At 68.4% G+C, this 12,713-nt stretch carries 13 protein-coding genes; 2 read left to right on the top strand and 11 right to left on the bottom strand.

Annotation, left to right across the window (positions count from 1 at the left end; translation table 11 throughout):
- Window positions 1-21: 21 nt before the first annotated feature.
- Window positions 22-924, bottom strand: coding sequence for a bifunctional methylenetetrahydrofolate dehydrogenase/methenyltetrahydrofolate cyclohydrolase FolD (gene folD / locus JI752_RS00485; protein WP_216957946.1), 903 nt, complete (start codon window positions 922-924; stop codon window positions 22-24).
- 166 nt (window positions 925-1,090) lie between these two features.
- Here folD and JI752_RS00490 point away from each other — a divergent pair, with 166 nt between their 5' ends.
- A complete protein-coding gene (locus tag JI752_RS00490; RefSeq protein WP_216957948.1) occupies window positions 1,091-1,402 on the top strand; it encodes a DUF1244 domain-containing protein in 312 nt (103 codons plus the stop codon).
- A 3-nt stretch (window positions 1,403-1,405) separates the two neighbouring features.
- Window positions 1,406-2,176, top strand: a complete 771-nt coding sequence (locus JI752_RS00495) for an alpha/beta hydrolase (protein WP_216957950.1) — start codon at window positions 1,406-1,408, stop codon at window positions 2,174-2,176.
- Between the two features lie 213 nt (window positions 2,177-2,389).
- Here JI752_RS00495 and moeB read toward each other — a convergent pair whose 3' ends face one another.
- The 10 genes from moeB to ndk all read right to left on the bottom strand — a co-directional run bounded on the left by moeB (window position 2,390) and on the right by ndk (window position 12,525).
- Window positions 2,390-3,514: a molybdopterin-synthase adenylyltransferase MoeB gene (gene moeB, locus JI752_RS00500; protein ID WP_216957952.1), complete on the bottom strand. Its 1,125-nt coding sequence runs from the start codon at window positions 3,512-3,514 to the stop codon at window positions 2,390-2,392.
- A gap of 28 nt (window positions 3,515-3,542) precedes the next feature.
- Window positions 3,543-4,760 carry a gephyrin-like molybdotransferase Glp gene (glp, locus tag JI752_RS00505; RefSeq protein ID WP_216957954.1) on the bottom strand — a complete coding sequence of 406 codons (1,218 nt, stop codon included), beginning with the start codon at window positions 4,758-4,760 and terminating at the stop codon, window positions 3,543-3,545.
- Window positions 4,757-5,356, bottom strand: a complete 600-nt coding sequence (locus tag JI752_RS00510; RefSeq protein WP_216957956.1) for an NTP transferase domain-containing protein — start codon at window positions 5,354-5,356, stop codon at window positions 4,757-4,759. Before JI752_RS00510 ends, glp begins: the two co-directional genes overlap by 4 nt.
- A gap of 250 nt (window positions 5,357-5,606) precedes the next feature.
- Window positions 5,607-7,007 carry a ribosome biogenesis GTPase Der gene (gene der, locus JI752_RS00515; RefSeq protein ID WP_216957958.1) on the bottom strand — a complete coding sequence of 467 codons (1,401 nt, stop codon included), beginning with the start codon at window positions 7,005-7,007 and terminating at the stop codon, window positions 5,607-5,609.
- Between the two features lie 197 nt (window positions 7,008-7,204).
- Window positions 7,205-8,404: an outer membrane protein assembly factor BamB gene (gene bamB, locus JI752_RS00520; RefSeq protein WP_216957960.1), complete on the bottom strand. Its 1,200-nt coding sequence runs from the start codon at window positions 8,402-8,404 to the stop codon at window positions 7,205-7,207.
- A complete protein-coding gene (locus JI752_RS00525) occupies window positions 8,404-9,036 on the bottom strand; it encodes a tetratricopeptide repeat protein (RefSeq protein ID WP_216957962.1) in 633 nt (210 codons plus the stop codon). The genes bamB and JI752_RS00525 overlap by 1 nt, the downstream gene beginning before the upstream one ends.
- Before the next feature lie 104 nt (window positions 9,037-9,140).
- Window positions 9,141-9,947: a RodZ domain-containing protein gene (locus JI752_RS00530; RefSeq protein WP_216957963.1), complete on the bottom strand. Its 807-nt coding sequence runs from the start codon at window positions 9,945-9,947 to the stop codon at window positions 9,141-9,143.
- Complete coding sequence (pilW, locus tag JI752_RS00535; protein ID WP_254200119.1) at window positions 9,944-10,780, bottom strand: type IV pilus biogenesis/stability protein PilW; 837 nt, start codon at window positions 10,778-10,780, stop codon at window positions 9,944-9,946. The genes JI752_RS00530 and pilW overlap by 4 nt, the downstream gene beginning before the upstream one ends.
- Window positions 10,781-10,799: 19 nt before the next feature.
- The gene (gene rlmN, locus JI752_RS00540) at window positions 10,800-11,963 is read right to left on the bottom strand and encodes a 23S rRNA (adenine(2503)-C(2))-methyltransferase RlmN (RefSeq protein WP_216961669.1); all 1,164 of its coding nucleotides are present in this window, start codon (window positions 11,961-11,963) and stop codon (window positions 10,800-10,802) included.
- 136 nt (window positions 11,964-12,099) lie between these two features.
- Window positions 12,100-12,525, bottom strand: a complete 426-nt coding sequence (ndk, locus tag JI752_RS00545) for a nucleoside-diphosphate kinase (RefSeq protein ID WP_216957966.1) — start codon at window positions 12,523-12,525, stop codon at window positions 12,100-12,102.
- Between the last annotated feature and the right edge of the window lie 188 nt (window positions 12,526-12,713).

Here is a 12,713-nt window from a genome sequence, read left to right on the forward strand (position 1 = left end):
ACCCGCGGGCCGAAGCCCGCCTCAGCGCGCCTGGGTCCAGCCGCGCCCCGTATCCGCCGCCTCGGCGGCTTCCAGCGTGTTCTGCATCAGCGTGGCGACCGTCATCGGGCCGACGCCGCCGGGGACCGGGGTGATCCAGCTGGCCCGCTGTGCGGCGGCCTCGAAGCCCACGTCGCCCACGAGGCGGCCGTCATCCAGGCGGTTGATGCCCACGTCGATGACGACGGCGCCCGGTTTCACCCATTCACCCGGGATCAGGCCCGGCCGGCCCGCCGCGACGACCAGGATGTCGGCATTGCGGATCGAGGTTTCCAGCACCTGCGGCGGAGTGAACTTGTGGCAGCTGGTGACGGTGCAGCCGGCGATCAGCAATTCCAGCGCCATGGGGCGGCCGACGTGGTTGGAGACGCCGACGATCGTCGCGCTTTGCCCGCGCACCGGGCGGTCGGTATAGGCCAGCAGCGTGGTGATGCCGCGCGGCGTGCACGGGCGCAGGCCGAACTGGCGCAGGGCCAGGTGGCCGACGTTCTCCGGGTGGAAGCCGTCCACGTCCTTGCGTGGGTCGATGCGGTGGATCAGCTCGGTGGCGTCGCGGCGGTCGGGCAGCGGCAGCTGCACCAGAATGCCGTGCACGTCCGGGTCGGCGTTGAGTGCGTCGATCAGCGTCAGCAGCTCGGCGTTGCCGGTGTCGGCCGGCAGGTCGTAGTCGATCGCCCGGATGCCCACTTTCTGCGCTGCACGCCGTTTGTTCTTCACATAGACGCTGGAGGCCGGGTCATTGCCGACCAGCACCACCGCCAGGCCCGGGCGCGACTTGCCCGCCGCCACGCGCGCATCGACCCGGCTCTTGAGGTTGTCGAGCAGGTCCTCGGCAATGCGCTTGCCGTCGAGGATGCGAGCCGGAGGGGTCATGGGTGCAGTCATGCCGTGGCGTGGGGCTGAAGGCGACTGGAGTACAGTCGGGCCGTGCATTATCGCTCAGATGCGGGATTGGGGATTCGGTATTCGGGATTCGCAAAAGCAACGCGCTCCCTTCACGGCAAGGCGCATACGAATCCCTGATCCCGAATTCCCAATCCCAGAGAACCCCATGACCGACACCGATTTCGAAACCACCCAGATCGAAGCCGCCGCATTCCGGCGCCTGCTCCAGCACCTCATGCACGAGCGGCCCGACGTGCAGAACATCGACCTGATGATCAACGCCGGCTTCTGCCGCAACTGCCTGGCCGACTGGTACCGCGAGGCCGCCGAGCAGCGCGGCATCACGATGACCAAGGACGAAGCCCGCGAGGCGATCTACGGCATGCCCTTCGCCCATTGGAAGGCGCAGCATCAGCGCGAGGCCACGCCGGAACAACTCGCCGCATTCGAGGCGGCGCAACGCAAACACGCGGGGTAGCCGATGCGTAAACAGCTATTGGGCTGGGCTGCGTTGCCGATCCTCGGTTACGCAGGGGTGTGCGCGTGGTTGTTCTCCAAGCAGCGCGAGCTGATCTACCTGCCCGAGGGCACGCGGACCGACGTGCCGCAGACGGACTTCGCGCTGGCGCGCGACGACGTGCAACTGCACGGCTGGGTGCTGCACCCGCATGCAGGGCGGCCGGTCATCTACTTCGGCGGCAACGCCGAAAGCATCCACCACCGGCGCGACATGCTCGACCGCCTGCTGCCCGAGCGCAGCGTCTACCTGGTGTCGTACCGCGGCTACGGCGCCAGCGGAGGGCAGCCGACGGAAGCGGCGCTGTTCGCCGATGCCCTTGCCGTCTTCGACGAAGTGAGCTCGCGCCATCCGAACCAGCCGATCTCGGTGATCGGCTCCAGCCTCGGCAGCGGCGTGGCGAGCTACGTCGCCAGCCAGCGGCCGGTGTCGCATCTGGTGCTGGTGGCGCCGTTCGACAGCCTGGCGGCGGTGGCGCAGGTGCACTACCCCGTCCTGCCCGTGCGCTGGATCGTGCGCGATCGCTTCGATTCCGTCGGTCGCCTGCGCGGTTATCAGGGCGAGGTGATGGTCGTGCGCGCCGCGCTCGATACGGTCGTGCCGCCGGCCAACACGAACCGCCTGATCGCCGCGCTGGGCAAGCCACCGAAAGTGGTGGAATTGCCCGGCGCCGGGCACAACACGATCAGCGGTGATCCGGTATTCGAGCAGGCGCTGGCGGATTTCCTGCGCTGACGCGAGTGGTTACCCCTCTCCCCTTGCGGCGACCGAAGGGAGTGCAGAGCTGAGAGGGACAGGCCGCCGAAGGCGGCCAGGGGAGAGGGGTGGGACGTTCGAAGTACGCGCGAAATACGCGCTGCGAGCGTCCCTCTTCCGCCCCCCTCGGGGGCGCCTTCTCCCGCAAGGGGAGAAGGGAACGGCGCGATCAGGCCAGACCGCTCGACAGCCTCACGCCGCGCAGAACTTCGCGTAGTCGATGTAGCCCGGAAACTCCCGTCCCGCCGCGCACACCGGGCAGTCCGGGTCCGCGGGCAGGCGCGTCTCGCGAAAACGCATGCCCATCGCATCGAAATGCAGCAGCCGGCCGGTGAGCGGTTCGCCGGCGCCGAGGATGAGCTTGATCGCCTCCGTCGCCTGCAGCAGCCCGATCACGCCCGGCAGCACGCCCAGCACGCCGGCTTCGGCGCAGTTGGGCGCGGCTTCCGGCGGTGGTGGTTCGGGGAACAGGCAGCGGTAGCACGGCGCGTGGCCGCGCTGGCGGCCGGCATCGAACACGCTCACCTGCCCTTCGAAGCGATGCACGGCGCCGTAAACCAGGGGCTTGCCGAGCTTCACGCAGGCATCGTTGAGCAGATAACGCACCGGGAAGTTGTCGGCGCCGTCGATCACCACGTCGGCGCCTTCGATCAGCCGCTCGACGTTGGCCGCCGTGATGCGCTCGGGGAAGGTCTCGATCGACACGGTGGGATTGAGCGCCGACAGCGCGATGCGCGCCGACTCCACCTTGGGCACGCCGATGCGGTCCTCGGTGTGCAGGATCTGCCGCTGCAGGTTGCTGCGATCGACCACGTCGTCATCGGCCAGCACGATCGTGCCCACACCCGCGGCGGCGAGATAGAACGCGGCAGGCGACCCCAGCCCGCCCGCGCCGACCATCGCGATGCGCGCGGATTGCAGCCGACGCTGCCCCGCTTCGCCGACTTCGGGAAGGCGCAGATGTCGCGAGTAGCGATCGTAGAAATCCAGGTCGCCTTCGGCGCGCGCGATCGGCAGGCCCTCGTCGATCCAGCGCGTGGTGCCGCCCTCGACCGATGCGAGTCGGCGGTAGCCCATCGTCGCCAGCGCCTCCGCGGCCTGCAGCGATCGCCGCCCGCTCTGGCAGATCAGCAGCACGTCGGCATCCAGGTCCGGGAGTGCGGCGCGTGGATCGGCTTCCAGCTCGCCACGGGCGATGCCCAGCGCACCTTCGGCGAATCCGGTGGCGCGTTCGTGCGACTCGCGCACGTCCACGATGAGCGCGCCCTGGCGCTGGCGGCGCAGGGCCTCGGCAGGCGCGATGAGTTCGATGTCCATGCGGGGATTATCGCCCCTCATGCCCGTCTCAGGCGTACCGCAGGACCTCGACCACGGCACCGGCCGCCAAACGCTGTGGTCCATCGGGGATCACGATCAGCGCATTGGACTCGCCCACTGCGCGCAGGCGGTGCGAACCGACGGCGGGGTTCGGGTCGGCGCGCAGGACGCCATGCTCATCGCACGTCACCTGCGCGCGCACGAACTCGCGCCGCGCATGCGACTTCTCCACCGGCGCGACCAACTGCGCACGCTCGACCTGACGCGGCTCGGTGTGGCCCTGCAACGCGTCGATCAAGGCACGGCCGAAGCCGAGGAAGGTCGCAAACACCGACACGGGATTGCCCGGCAGCGCCAGCACGCGGGCCTGGTCGAGGCTGCCGAACAGCACCGGCATGCCCGGCTTCATCCGCACTTTCCAGAAATGCACCTGGCCGAACTGCGCGATGACGGCCGGAATGTGGTCCTTCTCGCCGGCCGAGACCGCGCCGCACGTGATGATCAGATCGAACGCGCAGCCGGCGTCGCGAAGCGCAATCTCAACCTGCTTAGGGTCGTCCGGCAGGCGTGGCCACGCGGTGGGTTCCAACCCTTCGGCGCGCAGAAGACCCATCAGCAGTTCGCGGTTGCTGTCGTAGATTTCGCCCGGTGCCAGCGACAGACCCGGCTCGACCAGTTCGTCGCCACTGCTGAACACCGCCACCGTCGGCTTGCGCACCACCGTCAGTGACGACAGCCCGAGCGACGCGGCGAGCGACACGCGTGCTGGCGTCAATCGCACACCGGCGTGCAGCACGCGTTCGCCGGCCTGCACGTCCTCGCCTGCGCGGCGCACGTTCGCCTCCACTTCCGGCGGCGTGACGACGATGACGCGATCGCCTTCGACGCGCGTGTTCTCCTTGATGACCACCGTATCGGCGCCCGCGGGCATCGGCGCCCCGGTGGTGATGCGCACGCATTCGCCCTCGCCCACCGCGATGTCCCGCGCTCGCCCGGCGAACTGCTCGTCCACCAGCCGCAGTGCGGTTTCGCCCTCCATCAGATCGTCGTGCCGCAGTGCGAAGCCGTCCATCGCGCTGTTGTCGAACGGCGGCAAGGCGATCGGCGCGTCGACGTCGCCGGCCAGGATGCGGCCATGGGTGCGCGAAAGCGGCAGCGTTTCGTTGTCGAGGCGGTGCCGGGCGGCGACGTCGCGAATGATCGCGACGGCATCGTCGAAGAGAAGCTGGATCGGGAAGTCGCTCATGCCTGGGGTTTCGTCTGCGCGACGACGCCGGCTGCGGCGAGGTCGTCGGGCGTGTTGAGGTTGCCGAAGCGTACGCCCTGCAGGCGCACGGATGCCATGCCCAGATCGCGCTGCAATGCATGCACCGCGCCGTTGCCGGCGAGCGCATCGGGCATGGCCCGGCGCAGCGCATCGACGCGCCACAGGGCGACCAGCGGCTGAGGACCGTCATCGTCGACGGCGAAGGCGCCCAGCTCGTGCGCGGCGGCGATGAGCGTGGGCAGCAGGCATTCGTTTACGCCGACCAGGTCGACAGGGAGCGTGAGCAGCCACGGGGTCTCGCATGCGGCCGCGAGCGCGTCGAGGCCGGCGAGCGGGCCGATGTCGCGCCCCGTCCTGTCGGTTACGGCGCGCAGGGTTGCGGCCTCGTAACGGTGCAGATCGCGATTGGCGCTGACAAGCAACGCGGCGGTTTCGTGAGCGAACCGCCGTTGCCAGCGCACGACCTGCGGTACGCCGTCGCGTTCGAGCCAGGCCTTGTCGATGCCGCCGAGCCGCGTCGCTCGGCCACCGGCGAGGAGGCCCAGGGTGATGTCGCTTACGGGAATGGGCGGCATGGGGGCAGTTTACGGCGTCGGCGCGAAGGGACCCGCGCAGGCGCAGACCAACCAGGTCATGGGCGACCAATCACTTCGTCATCCCGGCGAAGGCCGGGACCCAGGCTCGCGTCGCATCAGAAAGATGACGGACACCGGCGAGCCAGTTCTGCGGGAATGTGTCGTCAGGCGGTACGGGCCTGGATCCCGGCCATCGCCGGGATGACGCAGCGGCCAAGGCGCTCGCGTGATGCGCGAGCGCGCTGCTGCGTTACTTGCCCTTCTTCACGTGCCGGATCATGCGCCGCTTCTTCGCGACCTGACGCTCGGTCAGCACGTTCTTCTTGCCTTCATACGGGTTGGTGCCTTCCTTGAAGACGAAGCGTACCGGCGTGCCCACCAGCTTGAAGCGCTTGCGGAAGAAGTTCTCCAGATAGCGCTTGTAGGTGTCGCTGAGCGTGCGCAGGCGCGTGCCGTGCACGACGAAGGTCGGCGGATTGTTCGCCGCCGGATGCGCATAGCGCAGCTTGGCGACGTGGCCGCGCACTGTCGGCGGCGGGTTGGTTTCGTACGCGACTTCCAGCGCCTTGTTGACTTCGCTGGTGCTGAATTCGTGCGTGGCCGACGCGTGCGCGCGGTGGATCGCGCGGAACAGTTCGCGCAGGCCCGAGCCGTGCTTGGCGCTGATGCGCACCGCTTCGGCCCAGTCCACGAAGCCGAGCTTGCGCGCCAGCAGCGCCTCGGTCTGCTGGCGCTGGTAGTCGGTCTGTCCGTCCCACTTGTTCACGGCAACCACGAGCGCGCGGCCTGCGTCCAGCGCATAGCCGAGCACGGTGGCGTCCTGGTCGGTGATGCCCTCGCCGGCGTCGAGCATGATCACGGCGACCTGGCACTGCTCGATCGCCTGCAGCGTCTTGACGATGGAGAACTTCTCCACCGCCTCGTCCACGCGCGACTTGCGGCGCAGGCCGGCAGTGTCGATCAGGCGATACAGGCGGCCGTCGCGCTCCATGTCGATGGAAACCGAGTCACGCGTGGTGCCGGGGACTTCGGAGGCGATCATCCGCTCCTCGCCCAGCAGGCGGTTGACCAGCGTCGACTTGCCCACGTTCGGGCGGCCGATGAAGGCCACGCGGATGCGCGCGGGATCGGCATCCAGTTCGGTGGCCGTGCCTTCTTCCGGCACGCGCGCCAGGACGCTGTCGATCAGCGTGTCGATGCCCTGGCGGTGCGCCGAGGACACGGCGACGACGTCGGTGATGCCGTAGCGGGCGAATTCGTTGATCGCGGACTGCGCGTCGAGGCCGTCGGTCTTGTTCACCACCAGCATCGCCGGGCGCGCGGTCTTGCGCAGCCAGGCCAGGATGTCGTCGTCCAGCGCCGAGGCGCCTTCGCGGCCATCGACCACGAACAGCACCAGGTCGGCTTCCTCTGCCGCCGCGCGCGCCTGCCGCGCCGTGGCGCCGGCCAGCCCCTCGTCCTCGCCGGCGATGCCGCCGGTGTCGACGACGGCGAAGGCACGCTTGCCCTCCGGCCGGGCCACGCCGTAGTTGCGATCGCGCGTGACACCGGGCTGGTCATGGACCAGGGCGTCGCGGGTGCGCGTGAGCGCATTGAACAGAGTGGACTTTCCGACGTTGGGACGGCCAACGAGGGCGACGAGCGGAAGCATGGTGAAAGAGCCGGATTGGAGATGAGGAGTGGGGATTCGCCGGGCGTGGCGCCCTGGATGGCGAATCCTCCGGCGCGCATCGGGACCGATGAGCACCGGGCCGGGGCGGCCATGATGACGGCCCGGGCGTGAAAAGGGAAACGGCCCGGGTTCGTCACCCGGACCGTTGCGTGCCCCGCCGTGCGCCGAGGGCGCGGTTACTGCAGGCGGAAGGCGGTCAGCTCGCCGTTGACGTTCTGCACGATGGCGATGCCGTCGGCGACCACCGGGGCGGCCTTCACCGCCTTGCCGCCGACGCGCTGGCGTGCGGCGAACTCGCCGTTGTCCAGCTTCAGCCAGTGCACGTAGCCATCGAAATCGGCGACCACGGCGAAATCGCCCTGCACCGCCGCGCCGGTCACGTTGCGGCGAACCAGCCCGGGCTGCTGCCACAAGGCGCCACCGCTGTTCTTGTCCAGGCCGAAGACAGCGCCGGTGGAGTCGGTGACCACGATGCGGTCGCTGCCCAGGCCGACGCGGCCGGCGCCACCGTGCTCGGCCGACCACATCGGGCGGCCGCTGGGCGCATCGATCGCCACGGTCTGCTTCTTGAAGCTGGTCGCGAAGAGCATGGTGCCTTCCAGCACCGGCGTTCCGTCGACGTCGGCCATGCGATCCAGTTCGGTTCGACCTTCCGGCTGTGCGACGGCCTGTTCCCACATCGGGCGGCCGTCGGTGGCCGACAGCGCCGAGACCGTGCCGTCATCGTTGCCGATGAAGACATAGCCGGGGCCGAGCACCGGGCCATCGTTGCCGCGTACGGACAGCATCGGCACTTCCTGCACCCAGAACCAGCGGCGTTCGCCGTTGGCGGCGTCGAAAGCGGTGACGCGGCCGTCGTTGGAGCGCACGAACACCGAGCCCATGCCGATGGCCGGCGCCGCGATGACCTCGTTGGGCACCTTGGCCTGCCACTTCAGCTCACCGGTGTTTTCGTCGAGGGCGATGACCTCGCCGTCCAGCCCGCCGATCACGACCAGCCCCTCGCCCACGCCGGGACCACCGGACAGGCGCACGTTGCTCTTCTTTTCGGTGCGGTACTCCCAGACCTGCTTGCCGGTCTGCAGGTCGAAGGCGTGCACGCCGCCTTCGATGGCCGCCGCGAAGACGCGCCCATTGGCCACGATCGGCCCCTGGCGCACGCCGATCCGGCCCTCGCCCTTGCCCGCATTCGCCGACCAGATCTTGGACACCGTCACCGAAGGCGTGATGTCGGTCAGTTCGGTCGGCTCGTTGGGCTTGCCGTCGTCCTTCTTCTTGTCGCCGCCGAACCAGCCCTTGATCGTCGAGCAGCCGGCGAGCGAAGCAGCGCACAACAGCACGACGGAGGTACGCAGCAGCATGGAGCGGTGCTTCATCAGGACTTGGCCTCGGGCTTGGCGGGCGTGCCGCCGACTTCGGTGAGCTTGAGTTCGAGCAGGCGGCGGTGCGGCGAAGCCACGTCGAGCTTGGCCATCGCCTCGGTGTACGCCGTGCGCGCCTGTTCCTTCTGTCCGAGCGCCAGATGGGCGTCGCCGCGAACTTCGATGCCGGACGCGGTATCCGCGTCGGCGACCAGCTTCAGTGCTGCGTCGGCCTGCTTGCTCTCGATCAGCAAGCGTGCGATGCGCAGGTTGACGATCTGCATGATCGCCGGGTCGTTGCTGTGGATGCCGCGCAGCGTGGCCAGGGCGGCGTCGTTCTGCTTCGCGTCGACCTGCGAGCGCGCCAGTTCCAGCGAGGCCAGCGCGTGGTAGCTGCTGCCGTCGGCCAATGCCTTGACCTTGGCATCGGCGCCCTTGTCCTTGGCTTCGATCGCATCCAGCGCGGACTGGTACTGCGTGGCCGTGTCCATGCGCTGCTGCTCGCCGCGGTGTTCCCACCACTTCCAGCCGCCGATCGCCGCCAGACCCAGCGCGATACCACCAATCAGGCCGGCGCCGTTGTTGCGCAGCCACTGCAGGACGCGTTCGCTTTGTTCGTGTTCGTCGAGAAGATCGTCAATCGCCATTCGCTGGCTGCCATGCTCTGTCGCCCGCCACGAAGGCGGGAATCCAATGAGGAACACCGGCCCGCGATGCAGGCCGGTGCGGTGAGGATTTCCCGCGGTGCCGGTCAGTCGCCCGGCGTGAGGGAACCGTCAGAGGATAGCGTAAAGCGCGCCACGTTCGCTCGGCTGAACGGCGTCAGATCGACGGTGCGGCCGGCCTGGCGGACTTGGACCGCCGAAGAATTGCCGAGCACGATGCGCGAGACTTCGCCGACCGTGTAATTGCGCTGCTGACCCGTGCCCAGCTCACCGCTCTCAAGCACGCGGCCGTCAGCGCCACGCACTTCGACCCAGCTGTTGCCGGTGAAAGTGAGCGACAACGCCGGCTGCGTGGCGGCGGGCTGGCTCGGCAACGTCGCCATGGAGGCGACCAGCGGCGTGCGATGTCCCGGCGTCGGCGCGGCCGGCTGGGCATTTGTCGCGTCACCTGCGGGAGCGGTCGCCACGTCCAGCGTCTCGACCTGGGTGTCGTCCTTCTTGAGTTCGCGCGAGGCCATCCAGATCGGCACCGCGATGGCCGCCGTCAGCACGATATAGATCGCGCGCCGGGTGGCCTGCTCGAACACGCGGCGATAGCGTGGCGTGTGCGTGTGGCTGACCAGTTCGGACGGTGCGATCGGGCGGGCGGCCTGCCCCAGCTCTTCCTCGAGGGTGACCCCGAGCAGGCGGGCATAGCTGCGCAGCTGACCACGGACAAAGACCGGTGCGCCGAGCTGACTCGAATCCCCCGATTCGAGTTGCCGGATCACCTTGACCGGAATCTTCAGACTGGCAGCGACGTCCTCCTGCGACAGCCCCGCCTCTTCGCGGGCCTGCTTCAGACGCACGCCTATGCTGGCGCCCATCTCAGGCGCGAGTTGGTTCGAGTTCATCGCTTTCCGTCATCCCCCATGCCGGAGCCCTGCGTCTGCGGGAACTCCGCCCTCATTCGCTGAACGTATCTTGCGGCGGCTACCGTGTCGCCGAGTTTCTCTTCGATCTGTGACGCAAGCTGCAACGCAGCGCGATCGGCTGGTGCAGCCGACAAGCGGCGCTCGGAGAATGCACGCGCTTCGAATGCGTTTCCTTGACGGAACTCAAGCTCCGCGAGCGCCCCGAGCGCAGTCGCGTTCTGCGGGTCGAGCGCGATGGCGCGGCGCAGGTCGCGACCGGCGCGGGCATCCTGGCCGGCGCGAGCTGCGCAACTGCCGGAATTGGCCAGCGCCACCGACGGTGTGGTGTAGCGGGTGTCGGTGAGGGCCTTGTCGAACCAGGCCAGCGACTCGGCGGCCCGGCCCTGGCGGCACAGCCACACGCCGTAGTTGTTCTGCACGGCGCCGTTGCCCGGGGCCAGCTCGGTCGCGCGCAGGTAGTGGCGACCGGCTTCGGCCTGGTCCCCGCGGCGGGTGGCAGCGGCAGCCAGTACGGTCTCGGCGTCGGCGGAATTCGGATCCAGCTTCAGCGCCTTGAGCGCTTCCTTCTCGGCAGCGGCGTAGTCGCCCGCGATCAGTCGCATCTGCGCCAGCTCCAGCGAGCGCGCGGCGGTCACGGCCCCCTTGGTGCGCTCGGTGCCGCTGACGTTGACCTCCGGCGAGGTCCGCTCGAAGTCCTGCCGCTTGAAGTCCTGCTTGATGTACGGCGTGCGGCTGCACGCACCGGCCGCCAGCACTGCGACCGCCATGACGGTCGTGATCGTGAGGTTCAGCGGTCGGCCGCGGACATCCATGCTTAGCGGGCTCCTGACATCACGCCGCCTCGTTGCCGAGGCCCTGCGCCTTCAGTTGTTTCTGGAATTCCGCCTGGCGCCGGGTGCGGTCCATGACCTGCCCCTTGAGCTGACCGCAGGCGGCATCGATGTCGTCGCCGCGGGTGCGGCGCACCGGGGCGATCATCCCGGCCTCGTTGAGCAGCTTCTGGAAGGCACGGATGGCCGCGTCGTCCGGGCGCTCGAAACGGGTGCCGGGGAACGGGTTGAACGGGATCAGGTTGACCTTCGCCGCGTCCTTCATCTGCACGGCGTTGTCGAACTGGCGCAACAGGCGCAGCAACTGGCGCGCGTGCTGCGGCTGATCGTTCACGCCCTTCATGAGCGTGTACTCGAAGGTGACCGACGTGCCGCGCTTGCGCAGCGCATAGCGCACGCAGGCGTCCATCAACTGCTCGATCGGGTACTTCTTGTTGAGCGGCACCAACTCGCTGCGCAGCTCATCGTTGGGCGCGTGCAGCGAGACGGCGAGCGAGACGTCGCTCTCCAGCGCGAGGCGGTCGATCATCGGCACCATGCCGGCGGTCGAGAGCGTGACGCGCTTGTTCGCCAGGCCGTAGCCCAGGTCGTCGCGCATGATGCTCATCGCGCGCACGACGTTGTCGAAATTCGCCAGCGGCTCGCCCATGCCCATCATCACTACGTTGGTGAGTCGGCGCTGCTGATGCGGGACGTTGCCCAGGTGGCGCGCGGCGACCCACACCTGGCCGATGATCTCGGCGGTGGAGAGGTTGCGGTTGAAGCCCTGGGTGGCGGTGGAACAGAACTGGCAGTTGAGCGCGCAGCCCACCTGCGAGGACACGCACAACGTGCCGCGCCCCTTGTCGGGGATGTACACGGTTTCGATGGCGTTCTTGGGATCCATGCCGAGCAGCCACTTGTGCGTGCCGTCGGTGGATGCCTTGTCGAACACCACCTGCGGCACGCGGACTTCAGCGTGCTGCTCGAGCTTGGCGCGCAGCGCCTTGCCCAGATCGGTCATGTCGGCGAAATCGGTGACGTAGCGGTGGTGGATCCACTTCATCACCTGGTGCGCGCGGAACTTCTTCTCGCCGAGCGTCTCTTCGAAGAAACGCTCGAGCGAGGCGCGGTCGAGGTCGAACAGGTTGGTCCGCGCGCCGGCCGAGGCCGGCGCGGGATTCATCGTCGACTCGACCGCGTGCTTGGCGGCCACGCCCGCTTCGACGCGCGCGGCCGAATCCATTGCCGGCGTGTCGCCAGCAAGCTGGAGGTCGATGCGTTCGCGTTGCGTGGTCATGGCCGTTGTCGCGGGATGCGCCTTAGCGACCGAACACGTCGGTGGCCGGGAAGAAGTACGCGATTTCGATCGCGGCGTTCTCCAGGCTGTCCGAACCGTGCACGGCGTTGGCGTCGATGCTGTCGGCGAAGTCGGCGCGGATCGTGCCCGGCGCGGCGTCCTTCGGATTGGTGGCGCCCATCAGGTCGCGGTTCTTCAGCACCGCGCCCTCGCCTTCGAGCGCCTGGATCATCACCGGGCCCGAGATCATGAACTCGACGAGTGCGTTGAAGAACGGACGCTCGCGGTGCACGGCGTAGAAACCTTCGGCTTCCTGCTTCGACAGGTGCTTCATCTTCGAAGCGACGACCTTCAGGCCGGCCTTCTCGAAGCGGGTGTAGATCTCACCGATGACGTTCTTCGCGACGGCGTCGGGCTTGATGATCGAAAGGGTGCGCTCCAGCGCCATGGAATCTCTCCGGGTAGGCGGGCCGCCGAACCAGCCTGGTTCGCGCCCGAGGATAACAGAAAAACCCGCGTCAGGACGCGGGTTTAGCCCACAAGGCTCCGGTAATTCTACCGGATCGCGCGGCGGATTTGCACGGACTTCCGGCGCCTCCGGGACGGGTGTGCGTTGACGGTTCAGGCCATCAAGCA

The organism is Lysobacter sp. MMG2 (genome assembly GCF_016735495.2).
Taxonomy (GTDB): Bacteria; Pseudomonadota; Gammaproteobacteria; order Xanthomonadales; family Xanthomonadaceae; genus Lysobacter_J.

Bases quoted from the DNA above. Each gene is read 5' to 3' on its own strand.
- JI752_RS00525 (WP_216957962.1), bottom strand. From the start codon at position 9,036: ATGGCGATTGACGATCTTCTCGACGAACACGAACAAAGCGAACGCGTC.
- rlmN (WP_216961669.1), bottom strand. From the start codon at position 11,963: ATGAATCCCGCGCCGGCCTCGGCCGGCGCGCGGACCAACCTGTTCGAC.
- JI752_RS00530 (WP_216957963.1), bottom strand. From the start codon at position 9,947: ATGAACTCGAACCAACTCGCGCCTGAGATGGGCGCCAGCATAGGCGTG.
- der (WP_216957958.1), bottom strand. From the start codon at position 7,007: ATGCTTCCGCTCGTCGCCCTCGTTGGCCGTCCCAACGTCGGAAAGTCC.
- JI752_RS00510 (WP_216957956.1), bottom strand. From the start codon at position 5,356: ATGCCGCCCATTCCCGTAAGCGACATCACCCTGGGCCTCCTCGCCGGT.
- ndk (WP_216957966.1), bottom strand. From the start codon at position 12,525: ATGGCGCTGGAGCGCACCCTTTCGATCATCAAGCCCGACGCCGTCGCG.
- JI752_RS00495 (WP_216957950.1), top strand. From the start codon at position 1,406: ATGCGTAAACAGCTATTGGGCTGGGCTGCGTTGCCGATCCTCGGTTAC.
- moeB (WP_216957952.1), bottom strand. From the start codon at position 3,514: ATGGACATCGAACTCATCGCGCCTGCCGAGGCCCTGCGCCGCCAGCGC.
- bamB (WP_216957960.1), bottom strand. From the start codon at position 8,404: ATGAAGCACCGCTCCATGCTGCTGCGTACCTCCGTCGTGCTGTTGTGC.
- folD (WP_216957946.1), bottom strand. From the start codon at position 924: ATGACTGCACCCATGACCCCTCCGGCTCGCATCCTCGACGGCAAGCGC.
- glp (WP_216957954.1), bottom strand. From the start codon at position 4,760: ATGAGCGACTTCCCGATCCAGCTTCTCTTCGACGATGCCGTCGCGATC.
- pilW (WP_254200119.1), bottom strand. From the start codon at position 10,780: ATGGATGTCCGCGGCCGACCGCTGAACCTCACGATCACGACCGTCATG.
- JI752_RS00490 (WP_216957948.1), top strand. From the start codon at position 1,091: ATGACCGACACCGATTTCGAAACCACCCAGATCGAAGCCGCCGCATTC.